This is a genomic window from Polaromonas sp. P4_F9, from assembly GCF_056401235.1.
Map to the genome: position 1 here is coordinate 100,247 of NZ_JBFUJT010000003.1, position 23,299 is coordinate 123,545.

General features: G+C 59.4%; 15 protein-coding genes. All 15 read left to right on the forward strand.

Annotated features, from left to right (window positions below):
* Positions 1–94 precede the first annotated feature (94 nt).
* The 15 genes from AC1DUB_RS04165 (at position 95) to drmB (ending at position 23,293) form a co-directional block, all read left to right on the forward strand.
* Positions 95–841, forward strand: a complete 747-nt coding sequence (locus AC1DUB_RS04165; RefSeq protein WP_477728436.1) for a DUF2285 domain-containing protein — start codon at positions 95–97, stop codon at positions 839–841.
* A 134-nt stretch (positions 842–975) separates the two neighbouring features.
* Complete coding sequence (locus tag AC1DUB_RS04170) at positions 976–1,287, forward strand: helix-turn-helix domain-containing protein (RefSeq protein ID WP_477728437.1); 312 nt, start codon at positions 976–978, stop codon at positions 1,285–1,287.
* A gap of 22 nt (positions 1,288–1,309) precedes the next feature.
* Positions 1,310–2,191, forward strand: coding sequence for a replication initiator protein A (locus tag AC1DUB_RS04175; protein ID WP_477728438.1), 882 nt, complete (start codon positions 1,310–1,312; stop codon positions 2,189–2,191).
* A 205-nt stretch (positions 2,192–2,396) separates the two neighbouring features.
* A complete protein-coding gene (gene parA / locus AC1DUB_RS04180; protein ID WP_477728439.1) occupies positions 2,397–3,035 on the forward strand; it encodes a ParA family partition ATPase in 639 nt (212 codons plus the stop codon).
* Positions 3,032–3,277: a chromosome partitioning protein ParB gene (locus AC1DUB_RS04185; RefSeq protein WP_477728440.1), complete on the forward strand. Its 246-nt coding sequence runs from the start codon at positions 3,032–3,034 to the stop codon at positions 3,275–3,277. The genes parA and AC1DUB_RS04185 overlap by 4 nt, the downstream gene beginning before the upstream one ends.
* 35 nt (positions 3,278–3,312) lie before the next feature.
* On the forward strand, positions 3,313–3,807 hold the full coding sequence (locus tag AC1DUB_RS04190) for a DUF2840 domain-containing protein (RefSeq protein WP_477728534.1): 495 nt from the start codon (positions 3,313–3,315) through the stop codon (positions 3,805–3,807).
* Positions 3,804–4,331 carry a S26 family signal peptidase gene (locus AC1DUB_RS04195; RefSeq protein ID WP_477728441.1) on the forward strand — a complete coding sequence of 176 codons (528 nt, stop codon included), beginning with the start codon at positions 3,804–3,806 and terminating at the stop codon, positions 4,329–4,331. Before AC1DUB_RS04190 ends, AC1DUB_RS04195 begins: the two co-directional genes overlap by 4 nt.
* A gap of 319 nt (positions 4,332–4,650) precedes the next feature.
* Complete coding sequence (locus AC1DUB_RS04200; RefSeq protein WP_477728442.1) at positions 4,651–6,603, forward strand: DUF3363 domain-containing protein; 1,953 nt, start codon at positions 4,651–4,653, stop codon at positions 6,601–6,603.
* Positions 6,604–6,858: 255 nt separating this feature from the next.
* A complete protein-coding gene (locus tag AC1DUB_RS04205) occupies positions 6,859–7,056 on the forward strand; it encodes a helix-turn-helix domain-containing protein (RefSeq protein ID WP_477728443.1) in 198 nt (65 codons plus the stop codon).
* 65 nt (positions 7,057–7,121) lie between these two features.
* Positions 7,122–8,168: a DNA cytosine methyltransferase gene (locus AC1DUB_RS04210; RefSeq protein WP_477728444.1), complete on the forward strand. Its 1,047-nt coding sequence runs from the start codon at positions 7,122–7,124 to the stop codon at positions 8,166–8,168.
* Between the two features lie 72 nt (positions 8,169–8,240).
* Positions 8,241–11,381, forward strand: coding sequence for a DISARM system SNF2-like helicase DrmD (drmD, locus tag AC1DUB_RS04215; protein WP_477728445.1), 3,141 nt, complete (start codon positions 8,241–8,243; stop codon positions 11,379–11,381).
* Positions 11,378–15,457, forward strand: a complete 4,080-nt coding sequence (locus tag AC1DUB_RS04220) for an Eco57I restriction-modification methylase domain-containing protein (protein ID WP_477728446.1) — start codon at positions 11,378–11,380, stop codon at positions 15,455–15,457. Before drmD ends, AC1DUB_RS04220 begins: the two co-directional genes overlap by 4 nt.
* 16 nt (positions 15,458–15,473) lie before the next feature.
* On the forward strand, positions 15,474–17,429 hold the full coding sequence (locus AC1DUB_RS04225) for a BbrUII/HgiDII family restriction enzyme (RefSeq protein WP_477728447.1): 1,956 nt from the start codon (positions 15,474–15,476) through the stop codon (positions 17,427–17,429).
* Between the two features lie 12 nt (positions 17,430–17,441).
* On the forward strand, positions 17,442–21,431 hold the full coding sequence (drmA, locus tag AC1DUB_RS04230; RefSeq protein WP_477728448.1) for a DISARM system helicase DrmA: 3,990 nt from the start codon (positions 17,442–17,444) through the stop codon (positions 21,429–21,431).
* 2 nt (positions 21,432–21,433) lie between these two features.
* Positions 21,434–23,293 (forward strand): DrmB family protein, encoded by a 1,860-nt coding sequence (drmB, locus tag AC1DUB_RS04235; protein ID WP_477728449.1) that lies wholly within the window; start codon positions 21,434–21,436, stop codon positions 23,291–23,293.
* Positions 23,294–23,299: the final 6 nt, after the last annotated feature.

Below are 23,299 nucleotides of genomic sequence, written 5' to 3' on the forward strand. Positions count from 1 at the left end.
TTGTTGATTCATAGCGGTCGAAGACCGAAGTGGTCTTGCCCGCCGTATCCCCCCATGGCGATTGATTTCCTTCTATCCGAGAGGAGTTTGCGCCATGGCAGATTCGAGCGCTGTTCACTGGCATCCCAGTGCTGCATACCTGTACGTCCTGCATCTGGACGGCCCCGCTCTGGCGTGGGAATACCTGCGGCGCAACCCGGAATACCAGCGCGCCTGGCAGCGCCACCGGCGCCATCCGCAGCACGAGGCGCTGCGCTGGGGCTTGCGCCTGCTGGAAGACCCCGCGCGCGATGCACGCGACGCATACCCCGACTGGTCCCCTGATCCATCCTCGGTAGTCCAGGTCTATCCCGATGCCGATCCCACGGCCGATGCGCTGCTGTTCCAGCTCTGGCGCTTCCCCGGCCGCAAACACCTGGTGCACGACGGCAAGCGCCTGGTGCTGACCACTCAGCTCGTCAATCGCATGCTGCGCATGGCGATACCTCCCGCACTGGAAGACGGCATGGCTTACGTCTATGCCGTCCGTGCCGGTTGCAAGCTCCGCGAGCGCTGGCGCGCAATCGAAGCCGAGCTGGCGTTGCTTGACGCCGCAAAGGTGTACCGCACTGCAATCGTCACAAGCCGACCAGGTTGCACGCCAATGCTCCACATGCGCACCCTGCAGGCGCTCGACGGCACGCTGGCCGGCGCCTCGCAGCGCGGCGTGGCCGAAGTGCTGTTCGGCAACGCCGCCGTTACCGAGCGCTGGCACGACGACGGCGATTTGCGCGCCCAGGTCCGCCGCTTGATCCGGCGCGGGCAGACGCTCATGGACGGCGGATACCACCGCCTACTCTAACGCGGCAAGGCCGAACAGGGACGTTCGCACGGCGGCGCAAAACGTCCCTGCGCAGAACGCCTGACTTTCCCGAGACTGCTTCCATCCGGCGGCGATTGCTTCGTCGGCGATCTTGACCGATGGAGGCACATGCCATGAGACCCGCACCGTTACGGCCGCACCACGTACCCGCAGCCGCACCCACTGCTACCCAGCAGCCCGCTCAATCCGCGCAGCCAGCGCGTTACCTGACCAACGACGAAGCCGCCGCATTCCTCCGGTTATCGCCGCGCACGCTGGAAAAGCAGCGCGTCATCGGCGGCGGGCCGCGCTTCCGAAAGTTTGGCCGGCGCGTGATGTACGCCGTCATCGACCTCGAAACCTGGGCCGATGCGCGCAGCTTTGAGATGACGTCCGACCCCGAATACGCTGAACAACACAGCGCGCACCGTCCCGGCGTGCGGTGATCGGCGATGGGCACCGTCACTGATGGACATCGGGCACGACCCGCAGCGCGAGCAGCTCGAACTATTCCATGCCTTCTCCGGCGAGCTGCCGGCACGCGATGCGCAAGACTTGATGGCCTACCCGTTCTTTTCGCTGGCCAAGAGCAAGCGCACGGTGCCGATCGACTTCCGCACCAGCAGCGTGACCGTGCGGGTCGAGGGCACGGCCGAGCATGGCCTGGCGACGATATGGGATGCCGACATCCTGATTTGGGCTGCCAGCCAGATCGTCGAGGCGCGCGATGCGGGGATTCGCTCGTCGCGGCTGATGGCCGCTACACCCTACGAGATCCTGCGCTTCATCGGCCGCGGCACGTCGCTGCGCGACTACCAGCGCCTCAAGGCTGCGCTGGACCGCTTGCAGTCCACCAGCATCGCCACATCCATTCGCCAACCCAATGCGCGGCGGCTGCATCGCTTCTCATGGATCAACGAATGGAAGGAACGCGCGGACGGCCAAGGCCGGCCGCTGGGCATCGAGCTGATCCTGCCGGACTGGTTCTATGCCGGCGTGTTCGAAGAGAGCCTGGTGCTGACCATCGACGCCAACTACTTCCGCCTGACCGGCGGTATCGAGCGCTGGCTGTACCGCCTGGTACGCAAGCACGGCGGCTGGCAGCGCGAAGGCTGGCGCTTCGATTTCCCGCACCTGCACCGCAAGTCCGGGAGTCTGGCGCGCTTCACCGACTTCGCCTACGACCTGCGTTGCATCGTGGCGCGGCAACCCTTGCCGGGCTACACGCTCGCCATCCTGCGGCCCAAGCATGGGCCGGAGGTGCTGACCTTCCGCGCCGTGCCGTCCACGGCACCGCTGCGGCCCGGTGGCAGCTTCAGTGCCGGTGCAGTGCCTGTGGAAAAGCGGTGAATACGCTCGTGCTATCGGGAGTGGGAATCCTCGTGCTATCAGGCGTAGTGCTGTCGTGCTATCAGGAGTACGAACGCGTCGAAAAGCCTTGCGCGGCAAGGGTTCCAGCGTTTCCTAACTTAGGTTCTAACTTTGAATCTATAAAACTAACGATAAGAAGAGCCCGCGCGCTGTGGATAAGTCGGCGGACAGGAGGCAGCGCATCATGATCATCGCGCTACTCAATCAAAAAGGCGGGGTCGGCAAGACAACCCTCGCCACGCACATCGCCGGTGAGCTGGCGACGCAAGGCAGCTCGGTGATCCTGCTCGATGCCGATCCCCAAGGGTCGGCACTCGATTGGACACAGCGCCGCAGTCAGAGCGGCTTGTCCCGGCTATTCGGTGCTGTCGGTCTGGCAAGGGAAACGCTGCATCAGGAAGCGCCAGAACTCGCCAAGCGCTGCGATCACATCGTGATCGATGGCCCGCCCCGGATCGCCGCCCTCGCGCGCTCCGCGCTGCTCGCAGCGGACCTGGTGCTGATTCCTGTGCAACCCAGTCCTTACGACGTGTGGGCCAGCGCCGAGATGGTGTCGCTGATTCGTGAAGCGCAGGTATTCCGGCCAGCGCTGCGCGCGGCCTTCGTCATCAACCGACGCGTCAGCACCACGGTGATCGGACGCGAGGCACGCGGTGCGCTAGCCGATCAACCGCTACCCTCGCTGTTGTCGGAGGTTCGGCAGCGCATCGTGTTTGCCGACAGCGTGGCCAGAGGCCAACTCGCACGTGAACTCGACGTGGACAGCATTGCTGCACGCGAAATCGCGGCGCTCACCGATGAAGTCTTGAGGATGGTGCGATGAAGAACGGCAAGCGCGTTGCCATTGGTGCGCGTCCGCCCGCCAATCCGCACGCCGATGCCTGGGTGCGCCAGGGCGACGGCGCCGACATCGGGAAAACCGATCTCTATACCGCCCGGCTGACCATCGACGTGACGCCGGCGCTGCGCGCCCGCATCAAGGTCGCGGCCTTCACACGCGGCATCACGGTGGCCGAGATGCTGCGTGCGTTGCTGGAACATGAATTCCCGGAGAAGCAGCCATGAGTACGCTGCCGCAAGCGGCCAGCAACGCGCCGCCCATGCCACGTCCCGTGCTTTCGAGCGTCGCGAACAGCACGCCGCTGACGCGCGTCTCGCTGGCGTTCGTCGAACGTCGGATCAACCTCTACCTGCGCTTCGGCCATCCAGTTCGTGAGCTGCGGCTGGACCGCTGGCGGCGCTGCGCGGTGTTCCTGCCTGCCACCCTATTCTGCCGCGTGCGCTGGGAGTCCAACGACTACGGTACGACGCGCTGGCAGCTCATGGTGCTGCAAACCTGCACGCCACTCGATGCGGCGCAGCGCATCGCCGGCATCCAGCCGGGCGCGCGCCTGCTGCTGCACGCCGAAGGCGAACAGCAAGTGCAGTCAGTCCTGCCGCAGATCGACGCCATCGAAATGCTCGGCATCGATCCGGTGACCGTGTCGCCCGCGTACTGGCGCACGTTGGGCAACCGACTGTCTGCGCGCCTACCGCTGCCGGCTTACACGGTCGAACGGCATGCCGCTTACCTCGCAGGCGAGGTGTTGCGATGAACACCCGTCGCGTTGTAGTCGCGCTATTCACCGGCTTTGGCATCGCTGCGCTTGCCTGGCCGTCGCTGCATACATCAGTGGCGCGCATCGTCTACAACCCCAGCGACAGCGTACCGCCTGGCTGGTATCGCATCGACCCGCCCGACTCGCTGCACGTCGGCAGCATCGTGCTCGCCCGGCTTCCAGCAGACGCCACTGCGCTGGCTGCGCAGCGTGGCTACCTGCCTGAACACATCCCGCTGCTCAAACGCATCGGCGCGATGTCACCGCAGCAGGTGTGCATCGAGAAACACGTCGTTCGCATTGACGGCATGCCTGTGGCTGGCGTCCATACAACAGATGGCCGCGGCCGTCCACTGTCGGCATGGCAGCAATGTCGGCGGCTTCTCGATGGTGAGCTGTTCCTGCTCAGTGCAACCAATCCGGGATCGTTTGACAGCCGGTACTTCGGTCCCGTTGCTGTCTCTGCCGTGATCGGCAGCGCGCAGCCCTTATGGACGTGGTGGACGTGGAACAGGCCATGAACGTGCAGCGCTGCATACCGTTCTTCGTGCAGTCTCACTGCACATCGTTTGCACCACAGCCAGCGGCTGCGGTGCTTCACCCGTGCAGACAATCGCAGCCTGACCGTCTGGGTCGGTCGCGTCAGCGATCGGAAGAGACGGAGGGCAAGATAAAAGGACGCGGCACTTCGGCGCGTCGAAAGCCTTGTCTGCACGTGGGTTGGCGCGGCACGCGCTTCTTGCGATGCTGTGCCGTGTGCGGCGCGAAGGCCGCGCTCGCATTGGTCTATCAACGTGCTTCGCACGCTGGGCTTGGCAGTGCTACGCAGGAGTTCATTCCATGAGCAGTCGTGACGATGACCGTTTCCGCGTGCGCCCCGGCGCACCCAAGAACCGTCAGCAGAAGTTCGTTTCCCAGGTTTTGAAGGAGGTCAGCAAGGCTGGCGGCAAGTCCGTGCGCAAGTCGGGAGCGCGGCCTGGCGCACGCCTTGGGCGGGGGCATGTGGCCGCCCGTTTTACTGGACACACTGTGCGGCCAGGAGCACGGCGCGTCGCCATCAAGACCCGGCTGGTGAATCTCAAGCAAGCCGGATCGCGCTCGACCACCACGCATCTGCGCTACATCGAGCGCGAAGGCGTGGGTCGCGATGGCGAACCGGGCCAAGCCTACGGGCCGACGACGGACAGCGCAGACTTGGCGGTATTCGAGGAGCGTGGCAAGGAAGACCGGCATCAGTTCCGCTTCATCGTCTCGCCGGAGGATGCCGAGCAACTCGACGACCTGCGCACTTACACCCGGAACCTGATGAGCCGCATGGAAGCCGATCTGGGAACGAACCTGGATTGGGTGGCGGTCAACCACTGGAACACCGACAACCCGCACACCCACGTCGTGCTGCGCGGCAAAGACGATACTGGTAAGGACTTGATCATCTCTCGCGACTACATCTCCCAAGGGATGCGCGATAGGGCCTCGGAACTGGCGACCGAATGGCTGGGGCCGCGTACTGAGCTGGAGATCCACCAGAGCCTGCGGCGGGAGGTCGATCAAGAACGCTGGACCAGTTTGGACCGCACGCTGCAACACGAAACGCAAGGTGGACTGATCCACGTCAATCAGTCTGCCGGCGACCCCGGACATAAACAACAACGCGTGCTTCTGATCGGACGCCTGCAACGCCTGCAGCGCATGGGGCTGGCGCACGAGTCGGCACCCGGTGTATGGGCCATCCACGCCGAAGCCGAACAGGTTCTGCGAAAGATGGGCGAGCGTGGCGACATCGTGCGCACGATGCAGCGGGCCATGAGCGGCGTGCCGCGCGACTTGGTGGTGTTCGCGCCGGGCGAGAACGCACGGCACGTGGTCGGCCGGGTGGCCGCCAAGGGCATGGCGGACGAATTGCATGACCGAGGCTATCTCGTGGTCGACGGCACCGACGGCAAGGCGCACTACGTTGCGCTCAATGCAAAGGTTGAGCTGGAGCAGTACCCCGTCGGCTCCGTGGTCGAAGCCCGTGGTTCAGCCGATATACGCGCCGCCGACAAGAACATCGCCGCGCTCGCAGTCGATGGCCTGTATCGCACCGACCACCACCTGACGGTGGCCAAGGTGCAGGCCCAATCCCAGCCTACAGCCGAGCGCGATCCCAAAGAGGTGGTGGATGCCCATGTACGCCGCCTGGAAGCACTGCGCCGAGCAGGCATTGTGGAGCGAGTGGCCGAGGGCGTCTGGCGGGTGCCGACGGACTTTCCTGAACAAGGTCGGCGATACGACGCGCAACGACTGGGTGACGTGGCAGTGGACCTGCGTTCGCATCTGCCCATCGAACGGCAGGTGCGCGTGATCGGCGCGACCTGGCTGGACCAGCAGTTGATCGGCGGCGACAGCGGTATCGCCAACAACGGTTTCGGCGGTGACGTGCGCAAAGCACTACGGCAGCGATCAGACTTTCTGGTTGAACAAGGGCTGGCCGAGCGACGCGGACAGCGCGTGATCCTGGCGCGCAATCTGTTGGGGACGTTGCGTGGACGCGAGATAGATGGCGCAGCCAAAACCATCGCCGCGGAAACCGGCCTTACGCATCGCGCCGTTGCCGACGGCGAGCGCGTGACCGGCACCTATCGCCGCAATGTGCAACTCGCCAGCGGGCGCTTTGCGATGCTCGACGACGGCATGGGTTTCAGCCTGGTGCCGTGGAAGCCAGTGGTGGAACAGCGGCTCGGGCAGCAGGTATCGGCCATCGTGCGCGGGTCATCGGTCACTTGGGAGCTGGGGCGGCAGCGTGGACGATAGGCATAGGGCTATTTCGAAAGTGGTGGCCGCCGTTGCTCGCAACGCATGCAGCTACCTTTTCACCAGGCGACAAGACTTGATGAGGGCGTTGTTCTCATTTTTTAGAGAATTCATGTCACCATCGAAGCACCTACTTAATCACGCCAAAATAGACGAAACCGTGCCTAATCATAGTAAAGTGAGTTTACTGCACGAACAATCCGTGCAATGATTTGCAAGTTGCCCATATTCCGATATTTGATGGAAATCCACGCCATGTCAGATCGCTGGTTGTCGGTCGAAGAAATTGCCGAATACCTCGGCATAAGTAAAGACACCGTTTATGCATGGATCAGCAAACGAAATATGYCGGCACATCGCATTGGCCGACTTTGGAAATTCAAAACCGATGAAATTGATTTGTGGGTTCGTTCTGGTGGTGCAGCAGAGAACGAAAGTCGAGGCAAGGAATGAATGGTTGCCAACGGCTGGATTCGGTCGCCCTATCCAGCGGTCGAAACGAAATGAGGAGAATTAAAATGAAAAAAATTTCTTGTGTTGATCTGTTCTGCGGCGCGGGCGGCTTGACGCATGGCTTTGTTCTGGAGGGACTACATGTTGCTGCCGGCATTGATTTAGACCCTGCATGCCGATTCCCATATGAAGCCAACAATCAAGCGCGATTTGTGGAGCGGGACATCAGCAAAGTCACCACCGCTGAATTGAATGGCCTGTTCGGAGATGCAGACTTAACGATTCTCGCGGGTTGTGCGCCTTGCCAGCCTTTTTCAACTTACGCACAGCGTTATGAGATTGATGGGAAAGATGGTAAGTGGGGACTGCTATATGAGTTTGCTCGCCTTGCAAAGGGCGCACGCCCCAATGTCATCACAATGGAAAATGTTCCGACTGTGGCGAAGCACGAGGTGTTTCATGACTTCGTCGATACGCTGAAACGGCTCGGTTACAACGTTTGGTTTGATGTCGTCGATAGCTCGCAATACGGTGTTCCGCAAACCCGAAGACGCATGGTACTGCTCGCATCGAAGCATGGCGAAATCAAGATGATTGGGCCAACCGTCAAAAAGCCAAAGACTGTAAAACAGGCGATTGGTCGCATGCGTGCATTGAGCGCTGGCGAAGCGGCCCCCAGAGACAAACTGCACGTTTCATCCACGCTGTCGAACAAGAATCTCAAACGCATCAAAGTTTCGAAACCGGGTGGAACATGGCGTGATTGGCCGGCGCATCTAGTGGCCGACTGCCATCGCGCGGAAAGCGGCAAGACTTACCCTGGTGTTTATGGCCGAATGGAATGGGACAAGCCTGCCCCCACCATGACAACTCAGTGCTATGGCTTCGGAAATGGACGATTCGGCCACCCAGAGCAAGATCGGGCAATCTCATTGCGGGAAGCAGCAGTTCTCCAGAGTTTCCCTCGCGACTACTCGTTTGTTCCCAAAGATGGCGAAGTAAGCTGCAAGGCTCTTGGGCGTCTCATCGGCAACGCTGTTCCTGTCGACCTTGGTCGCGCCATCGCACGAAGTATTAATTTGCATCTCGCATCTCTCAAGACTCACACATGATTTGATAAAAAGCAACGCGTACTGCCCGTCAGCTTTTGCAAAAATAATCTAACTAAGAAGGTGGCAGAACGCGTGGAAAATTCGAGTGCCCGAACTAGTCAAATCTATCGCGCTCACCCGGAACCCGGACAGCTGGTCGAAGTTCGTCGGCGTCAATGGATCGTTGCAGATGTAGCCTCTTCAAGGCTAACTTCGATTTCCGAACCACAAAATTTGGTGACGCTTTCATCTATTGATGAGGATGGGCTCGGCGAGGAGCTGGAGGTCGTATGGGAGATTGAGCCAGGCGCACAAATCATCGAACGTGCGGGTCTACCTTCCATCACCGGCCAAGACCACTCCGGCACCCTTGAAGCCTTTTTGGATGCGGTTCGCTGGGGTGCTGCAACGAACGCCGATAGAGGTTTTCTACAGGCACCGTTCCGCAGCGGCGTCAGCATTGAGGATTTCCAGCTCGACCCCTTGGTTCGCGCCATCGACATGGCCCGCGTCAACCTGCTCATTGCCGACGATGTTGGCTTGGGGAAAACCATTGAGGCCGGACTTGTCATCCAGGAGATGTTGCTGCGGCACCGTGCCCGCACCGTACTCATCGTCTGCCCCGCATCGCTTCAGGAAAAATGGCGCGTCGAGATGTTGGAAAAGTTTGGCCTCGAATTCCGCGTGGTCGATACGGCCTACATAAAACAATTGCGTCGAGAGCGTGGCATTCACGCAAACCCATGGACATCCCATCCGCGTCTGATCGCCTCCATGGACTGGGTCAAAAGCGGAGAAGGACTGCGCGCCATGCGCGATGTCCTGCCAGCGCACACCAGTTACCCACGGAAATTTGATCTTCTGGTCGTCGATGAAGCGCACAACATTGCGCCTGCTGCCGGGGCTCACTACGCGCTAGAAAGCCAAAGAACACGATTCATTCGTTTGATCAGCCCGCACTTTCAGCATCGGCTGTTCCTTACAGCGACGCCTCACAACGGCTACACCGAGTCCTTCACCTCGCTGTTGGAACTGTTGGACGACCAGCGCTTCGCCAGAAACATCCTTCCAGATGAAAAACAGTTGAGTCAAGTGATGATCCGCCGACTCAAGAGTGACTTGGTCGATGCTGACGGCAAACCCCTCTATGCCCAGCGGAAGTTACAAGCCTTGCCTGCCGCGTACACGGCGCAAGAGCGGGCAATTCACCAGAGGCTGAACGAATTCTGCGCGAGTCGCGAGCAGGATGCGGAGAAAGTCGGCAATTCGTTCGGCACCTCTTTCGTTAACCAATTGCTCAAGAAGCGGCTATTTTCTTCTCCAGCCGCATTCGCCTCCACCCTTGAAAAGCACCTCGCCAGTCTGGCCAATGGCCGCCAACGCAAAGACAATAATGCGATGGCCGACCGCATTTTGCGAAAAGCCATCCTGCGGGTAGATGAGGACTACGCAAATGACCAAGAAGTCGAAAACGCGCAGTCTGAGGCTGTTGAAGAAATCTCGCGCCGTGCGCCACCACTGACACCAGATCAGCAACAAATGCTGAACGAGTTGCGGCAGTGGGCGCAAACAGCCAAGAATCAAGTCGACGCCAAAGCCAAAGCAATTCTCGACTGGATCACTGTCAATCTCAAAACCGACGGCGAGTGGAATGAGCGCCGGGTGATTTTGTTCACCGAATACCGCACCACCCACCAGTGGATGCACGAGATCCTCGCCAGTCATGGTTTTGGTGGCGAGCGCCTGGCCCTCCTTCACGGCGGACTATCGCAGGAAGATCGCGAACCCATCAAAGCGGCGTTCCAGACTTCACCAAAAAACTCAGCGGTTCGAATCCTGCTCGCTACCGATGCTGCGTCCGAAGGGATCGACTTGCAGAACCACTGCAACTGCCTCATCCATCTGGAGATCCCCTACAACCCCAATGTGATGGAGCAGCGCAACGGCCGTATCGACCGGCATGGACAGCGCCAAAAAGAGGTATTGATCTGGCATCCCGTCGATGGCGGGGAGCAAGAGAAAGTCACGATCGGTGGCCACGGTGACGACATCATCCGCGCGCTGCGCAAACTCGAATCTATGCGGGCGGACATGGGCAGCGTCAACCCGGTCATCGCGCCACAGATGTCAGGGCTGATTGAGGGCACGCTGAAAGACCTCGATACCCGGCTTGCTGAAGCCAAAATAGCCAAGGCCCGCCGCTTTGTACGTGCCGAGCGTGAACTAAAAGAGCGTGTCGCCAAGCTGCATGAAAAGCTAATGGCTACAAAGAACGAGTTTCACCTCACTCCAGGGCACATATTACAGGCGGTAAAGACCGGCCTTGCATTAGCAGGCCGCCCCCAGCTAGCGCCATTCACTCTAGCGGATGCTCCGGCTGGCACCACGTTCAAAATGCCCGCATTGTCTGGCTCATGGGCGCGTTGCCTCGAAGGGTTGCGCCACCCCCATACCCTACAAATTCGGCCAATTACCTTTGATCACGCCGTCGCCACGGGACGAGACGATGTGGTGCTGGTTCACCTGAATCATCGCCTGGTGCAGATGTGCCTGCGTTTGCTACGCGCCGAAGTCTGGGCACAAGACGACGTGAAAAAACTGCATCGCGTCACGGTCCGCTCGGTACCCGATGCGCAAATCGACGGACCTGCCGTGGTCGTCATCTCGCGACTGGTCGTCACTGGCGGCAATCATCATCGCCTCCATGAGGAACTTACCGTGGCCGGAGGCTATCTGGGCGACAAATCCTTCCGTCGTGAAGAAGGCGTCACCAAGGTCCAACAATGGCTGGATCAGGCCAAGCCAGTGACCGCCGGAGATTCACTGTTCGATGCCATCCGTGTGCGTTTCGACCGTGCTCAAAGCGCCATCCTGCAGTCGGTCGATGCCCGGTCAAAAGACCGGCTCAAATTCCTGACCAACACCCTTCAATCCCGCATGCAGCAGGAAGTGGCCGACATTGGCACCGTGCTCGATGAGCTTGAAAAAGCCATTCAAGCCGAACTGAAAAAAGATCAGCAACCGGCGCAGCTCTCACTGTTCTCGGAAGACGAACGAACACAGCTCAGGCGCGACACCGCCGCACTGGAAGCGCGTCTTGCCCGCATTCCAGCCGAGCGTCTGCAGGAGGCCCAAGCCATCGAAACCCGATACGCCAAACTCAACGACCGCACCTTCCCGGTCGCCGTGATCTTTTTGGTGCCTGAATCTGCCGTTCAGGGAGGTGCAGCATGAGTACGACCAGCGTGCATGATGATTGGCTGTCGTTGATCGAGATCTCTGGCCCTTTCCTCGCAGTCCCCGTTCTGAAGGAAGCCTTTCCACAAGGGCTGGAAGAGCTGGACGGAACCAAACGCAAACGTCTGCGCCAAGCCTACGAGGAATGGCGTGAAGCGCTGGAGCTGGACGACGCGCAGTTCGCCGAATTGCACGTGGCTTGGATCGACGAGGTGCTGTCACGTGGTCTTGAGTTCGATGAAGACAGTAAGGGTGATGTCCTCAAGCGCGCCGACTGGTGCGCAGCCAACCTCCAAGCCAGCTTGCCAGAACACGGCGTGACGCTGTCACCTGATCTTGCGGTGATCAATGAGCAACGCGCCAACAGACCGCTGCTGCTGATCCAAACCTATGCGCAGGATGTCGACCTCGATGCAACCCTGAAGCAAGACGGCTGGGCCGCCACACCCGCCGATCGCATGGTCCAGTTGTGCCGTTCGATTGGTTGTCGACTTGGGCTGGTGACCAACGGCGAACGATGGATGCTAGTGGATGCCCCGGTGGGTGCCGTTACCACCTTTGCCAGTTGGTATGCCCGCATCTGGAGCCAAGAACCTATCACCCTGCAGGCCTTCGTTCACCTGCTCGGCATTCGTCGTTTCTTCGTCGACGAATCCGAACAACTGCCCGCACTGTTCGATCGCTCCCTGAAGTTCCAGGACGAAGTCACCGACGCCCTTGGCGAGCAAGTACGCCGTGCCGTCGAAGTATTGATTCAGACTCTCGACAAAGCCGACCAGGATCGCAATCGAGAGCTTCTGCACGACGTCAAAGAACCAGAGCTGTATGAGGCCGCGCTGACGGTAATGATGCGTTTGGTATTCCTGCTCTCCGCCGAGGAGCGCGGCCTGCTCCTGATGGGCGATGAACGCTACGAGGCCAACTACGCGCTCTCCACCTTGCGCATGCAGTTGCGCAAAGAGTCTGAAGAAATCCTTGAGCGCCGATGGGATGCCTGGTCGCGCTTGCTGGCGATCTTTCGCGCAGTGTTTGGCGGCATTGAGCACGAAAACCTGCGCCTGCCGGCTTTGGGTGGCTCTCTGTTCGACCCGGATCGTTTCCCTTTCCTTGAGGGTCGCGCCAAGGGCTCCGACTGGCGTAGCGATGCTGCCAAGCCGCTGCCCATCGACAACCGCACCGTGCTGCTGTTGCTCGAAGCCATCCAGCAGTTCCAAGGGCGGACGCTGTCCTACCGCGCGCTGGATGTCGAACAGATCGGCTACGTTTACGAAGGCTTGCTCGAACGCACCGTCAAACGCACCGATGGGGTGACGCTGGAGCTGGATGCCACCAAGAGCGCCAAGGCGCCTTGGATCAAACTCGCCGAGCTGGATTCGGCGCGCTTGGATGGCGCAACGCGACTGGCCGAGTTACTGCAAGAACGCTCGGGCAGTTCCGCCAGCCGGGTACACAATGATCTGGCCAAACCCGTTGATGACACCTTGGCCGACCGCCTTCTGACCGCTTGCCAAGGCGACACCAAGCTCCGCGACCGCGTCAAACCCTATGCCCATCTGTTACGCACCGATCCGTGGGGCTATCCGCTCGTCTACCCAGCCGGTGCCTTCATCGTCACCACCGGCTCCGACCGGCGCGAGACCGGCACCCACTACACGCCGAAATCACTCACTGAGGCCATCGTCACCGAAACGTTGACGCCGATCGCCTACGTGGGGCCAGCAGAAGCAACCCCGCGTGAGCTGTGGCTGCTCAAATCGCCTGCAGAACTGCTTGACCTCAATATCTGCGACCCGGCCATGGGCTCGGGCGCCTTCCTGGTGCAGGCCTGCCGCTGGTTGGCCGATCGCCTCATCGAGGCTTGGTCACGGGCCGAGGCCACAGGTAAGATGGTGAGCGTGGATGGCGAAGTCCCGGATGCGCCCAACACCAAGGAGCCTCTGCCCCGCGATACCGAGGCCCGAACCGTGATCGCCCGCCGCCTTATCGCCGAGCGCTGCCTATACGGGGTGGATCTGAATCCACTGGCGGTCGAACTCGCCAAGCTGTCGATCTGGCTTATCACGCTGGCCAAGGGGCGTCCGTTCGGCTTCCTTGACCACAACCTGCGTTGCGGCGACAGCCTGCTCGGCATCCGCCGCCTGGACCAGCTCACCGAACTCTCGATGACGCCAACTGGCAAGGGCCAGCAGCGCCTGTTCGGGCAGAACATTGAGCGGGCGGTACACGAGGCGATCGCCTTGCGTCTGAGGCTGCGCGAGATGCCGATTCGTGACATCCGCGACGTCGAGGCCATGGCGCGCTTGGATGCCGATGCACGTCGGACGCTCGAAGTGCCGGAACTCATCGCGGATGCATTCATCTCAGAGGTCTTGGTTTCTGGCGGGAACACGAACTCCCTCGCTAGTGCCATTGATTCGTTGGCGATTCAGGCCGGGCAGACAGTGGACGGACAGCGTGATGCCTTCGACGCCATGGTTCGTCGCACAAACGAAACATTGAGCACCGACCTGTCCCCTGAAAAGTCCAGACGCAGCCCATTCCACTGGCCGCTCGAGTTCCCCGAGGTGTTCGCACGCGAGAATGGTGGGTTCGACGCGCTCGTGGGCAATCCACCGTTCCTTGGGAACCGTCTGTGGAAAAGCTCCATGGGCGAGAAGCTGCAATGGCAGTGTCAGATGGTGCTGGGCTCCCCGCCCGGCAAGATCGATTTATGCGTCGTTTTTCACCGGCGCGCCGCCGACTTGCTGCGCAAAAGTGGCTGTTATGGCCTGCTTGCGACCAGCAATATCGCGGAGGGCAGTGCCATCGAGGCTGGCCTCGGCGTCATCGTCCAGAACGGCAACATCTATTTCGCCAAGAAGGGTATGCCATGGCCAGGTACAGCAGCCGTCGTGGTCGCCGTCGTCTGCTTTATCGCAGGGGAATGGCAGGCCGACTGCGACGCCGATGGTTTCAAATGCGCTCGCATCGGCCCGAGGTTGGAGCCAGAGGCAGCAGACATCTGGGTGCCGCAAGTTTTACCAGATGCCCCGTTTGCATTTGAAGGGGTCAACAACAGCAAGGGCTTGGCCTTCGTTATCACGCCGGACAGTCCGTGGTATGAGCGACTCAGAAACGAACCCGATAGCCTGCTGCGGCCATACATCACCGGCGACGACATCACCAGCTCGGCCTTGAATCGAATCGGCCGTTGGGCATTGGACATCGGCGACCGCAGGCTGAATGAGATCGCTCGACGTTGGCCGGTTGCTCACCGCTTCATCACTGAAGTGGTGCAACCCACTCGCACGGTCGTAGCACTCAAAAGTTACAAGGGGTTGATCGATCGATGGTGGCAATTCTGGAACCACCGAACGGACCTGACGCGCAGACTGCGGCAGCAAGAACGCTTCATTGCTTTTGCAAAGGTCACGAAGTACCCGTTTTGCATGCTGGCGCCATCGGACTGGATTTACACGAACAAGGTTCTGCTAATTGGCTATGAAAGAGCTGATATTTTCGCCGTTTGTCTAAGTTCATTATTCCGAAATTGGCTTTATGCATTCTCGGTGCGCAGCCTAGGCGCTGATACCAACACGCTCACTCTTTCGATTCGAGAGTCCGTATCGACGTTCTCGCTTCCGAATGAAACTGTATCTGAAACAGGTTGCCAGTCGGCAATACGCTTTCAAGAAGTTGCCGTCGCATGGAGTGCGACGCATGGATGCGGATTGACAGATGCTTTAAATGCAGTGAATACGCCAAGCTGCGATGATCCTGTAATTAATGAGCTGCGCCAGCTAATAGCTTCTATCGATACCGAAGTCGTATTGGCCTACGGTTGGGCTGATCTTGGCATCGCCTACGGATTCCATGAATTCAGCGGTGGTTCTGTCAATGATCCTTGGCGTTGGGCGCTCTCGGACGATACAAATAACGAGATATTGCGACGCCTGACCTCGCTAAACAGGGAGCGTTATACCAATGGCCTCGCGGAGGTGGCGCAAGAGGGGCGGAATAGCCGGACGACTGGCGGCCGTAGGGGACGAAGGCCAATACGCCAGCCTGATACTCGAAACGATGGTCTTTTCTAATAGGGACGACACGTCAATGACAGACATCTACAGAATGACGGTCGATCTGAACGTGCTCGACCACCTCGGGATCAACCTATACAGCAACATCGCCGCCGTTCTGACCGAGGCCGTCGCGAATGCCTGGGATGCCGACGCCGAGACCGTCGACATCAAGATTGACCCGGACGGCAATTGGATTGAGATCGTCGATGACGGCATCGGTATGTCGGTCCAGGACATGAACGGCAAGTACCTGCGGGTCGGTTATCGGCGGCGTGATGAAGACGTCGAGCATGGCAAGACCACGGCGAAGGGCCGACCCGTGATGGGCCGCAAAGGGCTTGGCAAGCTCTCACTGTTTTCGATCGCCAACGTCATTGAGGTTGAGTCGGCCAGGGATGGAGCAGCTCATGGCCTTCGCATGACCGTGGCTGGAATCCACGAGTCGGTTCAAAAGAAGGAACCGTTCTATAGCCCCGAGTCCCTGCTTGCTGAACAAATCACCGCCACCAAAGGCACCCGAATCGTCCTGCGCGACATCAAGCGGCAGCGGCTCGGCCGTGGAGCGCTGGCGCTGCGCAAGCGCCTGGCTCGCCGGTTTTCCGTGATCGGTGAGGCACACGGTTTCAAGATCAATCTCGACGGCCAGCCCATTACGTCTTCCGATCGTGGCGACCTACCGATGGTGCAGTTCCTCTGGCAGTTCGGTGATGGCGCGCTCGACCTGACTCCCGCCAGTCAGCTCCTGGAGCAGGAATCGCTGCCGAACCGCTTCGATGCCTGGGACACTGGTTGGATGGTCAGCGGCTGGATCGGCACAGCCAGGTTCCCCAAACAACTGGACAGTGAGGATGCCGGCAATCTGAATGGCATCGTCGTGTTCGCCCGTGGTCGACTGTTCCACGAGAACATCCTCGACAAGCTGAATGACGGGCGGCTCTACACGAAGTACCTGACCGGGCAGATTGAGGCCGATTTCCTTGATGCCGACGACGCGCCAGATATCGCAACCAGCGACCGACAGCGCGTGCAGGAAGATGACCCTCGATACGGGCAACTCATCGCCTTCCTGAAGTCGCGCCTTACGCAGGTCGAGAAGCGCTGGACGGAGTGGCGCAAGAAGCATGAAGTCGAAAAGGCGAAAGAGTCATCACCTGCCCTTGCAGAGTGGCTCGACACGCTCCCCGAGGGATACAAAAAGAGTGCAGAGACGCTGATCGCCAAGCTCAGTGCGCTGCCGCTTGATGAGGAAGAGGACAGGAAGCTCATGTATAGGCACGGCATCCTGGCTTTCGAGCGCATGAAGTTGCGTGGATCGACCGAGGAGTTCGTGACAAGCATCGAGAGTGCCGACAGGCTCCTGGCCGTGCTCGCCGACAGAGACTCACTTGAGGCTTCCCTATATCGGGACATCGTGAAGTCCCGTCTGGATGCGATCCGGGATTTCCAGACCATCATTGATGAGGACGCAAAAGAACGCGTGCTCCAGAAGTACCTGTTCGATCATCTCTGGTTGCTGGACCCGGCATGGGAGCGCGCCACAGGCAGCCCGATCATGGAATCGCGCCTGACGACGGAAGGCGTGTTGATCGAAGACATGACCGAGAAAGAGCGTTTGGGCCGCGTCGACCTCGCCTATCGCACCAATGCAGGCAAGCACGTCATCGTCGAACTCAAGAAGGTCGGTCGCAAGATGGGGTTGCTTGAGCTGGTGGAGCAAGGCCAGACCTACGTCGACAAGCTGAGAAAAATCCTGCGCGAGCAAAGCGATGTCAGCCCCAACATTGAGGTGATCTTCGTCCTTGGTAAAACCGTCGACGAAGAGGCATCGAACCCCGACCGCCTCAAGTCATCAATGACGTCGATCTCGCCGGGCAGCCGCATCGTCCATTACGACACCCTGATTCGGGGTGCTCAAGAGGCGTATTCGGCTTACATCGAAAAGAGCAAGTCCCTCGACAAGCTCGAAAAAATCGTGGACAGGATTTGAGGTAAGCGAGCTATGACCAAGACTCAAAATGCATGGATCGCCATTGATCATGGCCTAGTCACCGATTCGACGCTGGCACCCTATGCGCTACGACTGAAGGGCGAGCGTTCGCTTTACCAAGCCATCGCTGAAGACGATTGGGTATTGATTCAGAACACCGCTGGCCACATCACGCGAGTCGGTCGTGTGCTGCGAGTTCGTTCTGATTTGGAGACCACCACGATCTACTTCGATCGCATGTTGTTGGTCGATCCGACGGTTTCGATTGGTCTGACATCACTCACGCCGCCGTCCTCCGGCAGTGTTGGACGCATTCAATGGGCGGATTTCCTTGAGGCGCTCTCCAAGGCACTGCACAAGACCATCGCCGAAGTGCCGACTATTGAAGATCAGGCTTATATCCGCGAACTGCTGCAACTAGCAGTGATGGACGACTTGCTCGGCCCGGCTGGTGGTCCCCATGAGCGCATTGTCGACATGGGCGTGCGTGATCGCTACTTGGTTGGAAAACTGGCCCCGCGCGAGGCCGCACAGGGTGGGATTGAGGGGCTGGACGGGCCTTTGGCAAATGACGACACCGAAGAGCCCTCAGAGGCCAAGGCTCCCGGGCGGCACGAACCCGGTGCGGAGTTTGGAACGACAACGGGGCGTGTGGAGCCAGAGTCAGATTCGGCTGACGAGATTGATGCCGCCAGCAACCAGTCACTGGTGCCCAGCAGCGTCGGCATGACCTTTTGCGTGGATGGTGACGCCGACCGGATTGAGATTGAGGCCCGCTGGGGTCGGTATGAGCGCAGTGACGAGCACGAAATATTCCGCACCCGCAAGAATAAGGAAACCGGGGTCGAAGTGCAGACCAAAGCCAAGGTCTGGCAGCGCATTCCTTGCGGCGGCAAGATCGTGTTGCCGCTTACCGAAGGGGGCATTCCGCATCAGGCACCTGATCGTGCGTTTCCTGAAGTCCGGGTGCAGGGCTCCATTCGGGCCAAGAACGCCAATGGCGACCGCCTGGTCACGCTATTCCTGGTGAATGCACAGGAAGAGCCAGACACCAACCGCGATACAGCATGGGTGTTCCAGCCCGAACTGATCGTTCGTTCTGAGAAAGATGCTTCCAAGCGCGCCATTTTCCGGCGCAGGCCGGTGCTAGACGCAGACGGCATGGACCCTGAGCGCGAAGCGCTGGAGATGATTTACCGCAACCGTGTCGAATTCGCGGTAGGCCATGGCGTTGCCGTCCACGCCGAAACGGCGGATGACGTAACGCTGGCCACCGAGGTACGCACTACCGTGATGCCGCAGTACGAGGTGCAGGTGACGGAGACGCCCGGGCTTGATCCAAGCGATCGCCCTGCGATGCGCCAGATGGTCAGCAGCGGCCTACTCGACATGCAGCGGCTTGCAACGTTGGAAATCAACCCGCTGGTCGACGCATTGAGCATGCTGACCAAAGACTACGCGGCATGGATTGATGAGCAGCGTGCGCGCGTTGGAGCCGAAGTAACCGGCTACGACACGCAGTCGCAACAAGCGATGGATCGCTGCCAGGAGATCCACGCACGCCTGCAGCAGGGTATCGACACACTGAAAAGCAATGAGAAAGCGCTTGCTGCCTTCCGGTTTGCCAATCAAGCGATGGCCACACAACGTGTGCGCAGCCAATACGCGCTGGCCATGCGCCGGGGCGAAGATGTCACCATCGAAAAGTTCGACGTGCTGAAAAACCGCAGTTGGCGTCCATTCCAGTTGGCGTTTCTGCTGCTCTCAATCCCGTCACTGGCAGACCCAAGCCACCCTGATCGTGTTGAGGCTGTCGAGGCCTACGCCGATCTGCTGTGGTTCCCTACCGGCGGCGGTAAGACCGAGGCCTATTTGGGCGTGGCGGCCTTCACCATGGCCATCCGGCGCATGCAGGGCAATCTTGGCGGGTACGACAGTTCACGCGGTTTAGCCGTGATCATGCGTTACACACTCCGCCTGCTAACGCTGCAGCAATTCCAGCGCGCCACAGCCTTGATCTGTGCGATGGAAGTGTTGCGACGAGAGGCGCTGGACAAAGGCGACAAATCCCTCGGCACAGAACCCTTCACCATCGGCCTTTGGGTTGGCAATAAGGTCACGCCGGGAACGACTGAGGACAGCCACCGCGCCATTGAGGATGTACGCAACCCCGGCAAATACAATGCCGGAGCGGCATCGCCCGCGCAGCTCACCAGTTGCCCGTGGTGCGGTTCGGAAGTGACTCCCGGACGAGACGTTGAGGTCGATAGAGGCTCCGGCCGCACGTTCGTCTACTGTGGCGACAAGAAAAGCCACTGTGACTTTTCCAAGGGCAAGTCCTGCAAGCAGCCGCATCCGGGGATTCCGGTATTGGTTGTAGATGAAGAGATCTACCACCGTCCACCCACCATGATGATTGCGACGGTGGACAAGTTCGCCATGATGGCGTGGCGCGGCCAGGTGCGCACGCTGTTTGGTCGCGTGGGGCGGGAATGCGAGCGCCACGGCTTGCTCTGGCAGGGTGCCGATTGCAACGGCAATCACCAAGCTGGCAAGGGGCTACCGTCGACGAAGGTAAAAACCATCAGCCCGATCCGCCCGCCTGATCTGATCATTCAGGATGAGTTCCACCTGATCAGTGGGCCGTTGGGCACCATGGTGGGTTTGTACGAAACTGCCGTTGATGAGTTGTGTGGATGGACACTTGGTGGCAAAACCGTCAAACCGAAAATCATCGCCTCCACGGCGACGGTGCGCAAAGCCAAAGAACAAGTGAACAACGTCTTCATGCGTCGTGTTTCGGTGTTCCCGCCGCATGGCTTGGACGTGGAAGACAACTTCTTCTCGGTCCAGCGACCAATCGAGGACAAGCCAGGACGGCGCTACCTTGGGGTGTGCTCACCGGGTAGTTCACGGCCTGCGATGCTGATCCGTGTCTACACCGCATTCTTGACGGCAGCACAAGAGCTGTTCGACCACTTTGGTGAGCCTGCTGACCCGTACATGACCATGGTCGGCTACTTCAATTCCCTGCGTGAATTGGGCGGGATGAAGCGATTGGCAGAGGATGACGTGCAAACTCGTTCCTACCGCGTGCAGATGAGCATGGTTGAGCGGCCCGCACTTGCACAACGCAGTATCAGCAACATTCGAGAACTGACATCGCGTGTATCGAGCCAGGACATTCCTAAGTATCTGGATAATCTTGAAGTCAAGTTTAAGTCTGAATTCGACGCTGCAACGGGCAAGTATGTAACCCGCTGGCAAGAGGGTGACACACGTGCGATTGATGTGGTGCTGGCGACCAACATGCTGTCTGTGGGTGTTGACGTGAATAGACTCGGCTTGATGGCAGTGAACGGGCAGCCCAAAGGAACAGCCGAATACATTCAGGCCACCAGTCGTGTTGGGCGTTCCTTCCCAGGCTTGGTCTGCACGGTGTTGACTTGGGCCAGACCACGAGACCTGTCGCATTACGAAACCTTCGAGCATTACCACGCCACGTTCTACAAACACGTCGAGGCGCAATCGGTAACGCCATTCTCACCACGAGCGATGGATCGTGGTTTGACAGGTGCAATGCTTAGCCTGATGCGCCTGGAGAACGATGTCTTCAGCCCGAACGAAGGGGCTGGCCAACTGAGCATGTCCAATCAAGCCGAGATGATTGATGCAATCAAGATATTGGCGACTCGCGCGGGCAATGTTGCTGAAGACAATTCGCGCAAGCAATTGGCTGAGACTGAACTGAAAGAGCGTGCCGACGAGTGGGCGAAAGAAGTCAGCAAAGGTGGCCGCATCTTGGCCTACGAAAAACGCGGCCCTCAGAAAGACAGGACTGTTGCCCTGATCAAGTCCCCCGGTCTGCAAGCGTGGGATAACTGGACCGTGCCGATGTCGATGCGAGAAGTCGAGCCAGGCGTGCGCCTGATTATGAACACGAGCCATATCACGGACGATCACGATTGGAAGCCTCGTCCCGCAACGAAGGATGAGGATTAAACATGATCATCAACAACAAAACTCCAGTCGGAGAAGTACGTCCCAGCCAGTTGCTGTGGACCTATGGGCCAGGTGCATTGATTGACCTGCCGAGCCTGTCCGTGGTGACGCTTGGTATTGATAGATGGGAAAAGGACCGCTGCCAGCCAATTCAAGAGGCTCGGCTGCTCGCCGCCGTTCGGAAGGTTCTGGGGGCGCAGGTCGAGAACCTGCGAATGCCGCCATTCCAGAAGAGTGAACTCGCCGACGTCTGGTCGGCCGAGGCCAACATCGGCGTACCTGTGCGACCGTTTCCGCGCTGGATGCGCTGCGTGAAGTGCGGACTGCTGTCGCCCTTTGATGCCGGGCTGTTTGAGATCAAGGAAAACCGTTTCAGGCCGGAGAGAACCCGCTTTGTTCACAAAGGCTGTCGTGGCTCCAAAGGCGACCAGCCTGCAAAGGACGCGGATGCAGTACCCGCACGTTTCCTGCTGGCTTGCCGTGACGGTCACCTTGATGATTTTCCTTGGCACTACTTCGTCCATGGCGGCAACAGTTCGTGCAAGGGAACGCTGCGCTTCTTCGAGAGCGGTGCCTCACTGCAAACAGAAAATTTGTGGGTGAAATGTGATGCCTGTAGTGCGTCGAGAAGCATGGCCCATGCATTTGGCAAAGCAGGCAAGGAGAATCTACCGGCTTGCCGAGGACGCCATCCACATCTGGATCACTTCGATAACGACTGTGACGAAGAGGCTCGTGCAGTTCTGCTGGGGGCCACGAATAGCTGGTTCCCGATCACGCTGTCTGCGCTCGCGATCCCGCAGACGAAAGACCCTCTGAGCCAGTTAATACAGGATGGCTGGGAGTTCTTCGAAGAACTGGAGTCAGAAGCCGAAGTTTCCGTAACGGCAAAGACCTTGAAGAAGACCGGTGCGCTGCCTGGAATCGACAAGTACCCCGCGTCGGCAATCTGGTCTGCCATTGAGGCGCATCGATCCAGTGGCGGACAAGAAGTCGTAGGGGAAGCGGACATCAAGGGTCCCGAGTGGGATGTGTTGACCGAGGCCAACCCACCTACTGACTATCCCCATTTCATGAGCAAGAAGGTCGGCACGCCACCGAGATTCGGAGGCCATATCAGTCGAGTCTTGCTCCTTGAGCGACTGCGCGAGGTGAACGCATTGCTGGGCTTCACCCGTGTCGAAGCACCCGAAGAATCGGGCGATCCCAATGAGCGACCGCAAATGGCCAACCTCTCGCGCAGCAAACCCGATTGGGTGCCGGCCAACCAGGTCCATGGTGAAGGTATCTTCGTCCAGTTTGACGAGGCCTCTCTCGTTCAGTGGGAGGCCTTGGATGGCGTCAAAAAGATTGATCAAATGCTCCGTGGAGGCCACAGAGGATGGCGCAATTCACGTCATCTCGACCAGGATGAGGGCTACCCCGGCATTCGCTATGCCATGCTCCACACGCTCTCACATCTGCTCATTCGAGAGTTGGCCCTTGAGTGCGGGTATAACGCGGCGAGCATTCGTGAGCGAATCTACGCAGACACTTCTGCCGAGCAATCTCAAGCAGGTATCCTGATCTACACCGCCGCTGCTGACTCTGATGGAACGCTGGGCGGTCTCGTCGATCTTGGCAAGCCAGAAAATCTCGGTCGATTGCTGGAGCAGGCGCTGAACCGCTCGAAGATCTGTTCGTCAGACCCGCTTTGCTCAGAGCATGATCCAGAAAAAGACCGGTCATTGCATGGCGCTGCTTGCCATGCCTGCTCCTTGGTGGCTGAGACTTCATGCGAGCGCGGCAATCGCTACTTGGACCGGTCACTGCTGATACCAACGCTCGAATGCGCTGACGCAGCTTTCTTCAAGGGCTTCTGACATGGA

Coding starts and splice junctions, on each gene's coding strand:
- AC1DUB_RS04165 (WP_477728436.1), top strand. CDS start 95: ATGGCAGATTCGAGCGCTGTTCACTGGCATCCCAGTGCTGCATACCTG.
- AC1DUB_RS04170 (WP_477728437.1), top strand. CDS start 976: ATGAGACCCGCACCGTTACGGCCGCACCACGTACCCGCAGCCGCACCC.
- AC1DUB_RS04175 (WP_477728438.1), top strand. CDS start 1,310: ATGGACATCGGGCACGACCCGCAGCGCGAGCAGCTCGAACTATTCCAT.
- parA (WP_477728439.1), top strand. CDS start 2,397: ATGATCATCGCGCTACTCAATCAAAAAGGCGGGGTCGGCAAGACAACC.
- AC1DUB_RS04185 (WP_477728440.1), top strand. CDS start 3,032: ATGAAGAACGGCAAGCGCGTTGCCATTGGTGCGCGTCCGCCCGCCAAT.
- AC1DUB_RS04190 (WP_477728534.1), top strand. CDS start 3,313: ATGCCACGTCCCGTGCTTTCGAGCGTCGCGAACAGCACGCCGCTGACG.
- AC1DUB_RS04195 (WP_477728441.1), top strand. CDS start 3,804: ATGAACACCCGTCGCGTTGTAGTCGCGCTATTCACCGGCTTTGGCATC.
- AC1DUB_RS04200 (WP_477728442.1), top strand. CDS start 4,651: ATGAGCAGTCGTGACGATGACCGTTTCCGCGTGCGCCCCGGCGCACCC.
- AC1DUB_RS04210 (WP_477728444.1), top strand. CDS start 7,122: ATGAAAAAAATTTCTTGTGTTGATCTGTTCTGCGGCGCGGGCGGCTTG.
- AC1DUB_RS04220 (WP_477728446.1), top strand. CDS start 11,378: ATGAGTACGACCAGCGTGCATGATGATTGGCTGTCGTTGATCGAGATC.
- AC1DUB_RS04225 (WP_477728447.1), top strand. CDS start 15,474: ATGACAGACATCTACAGAATGACGGTCGATCTGAACGTGCTCGACCAC.
- drmA (WP_477728448.1), top strand. CDS start 17,442: ATGACCAAGACTCAAAATGCATGGATCGCCATTGATCATGGCCTAGTC.
- drmB (WP_477728449.1), top strand. CDS start 21,434: ATGATCATCAACAACAAAACTCCAGTCGGAGAAGTACGTCCCAGCCAG.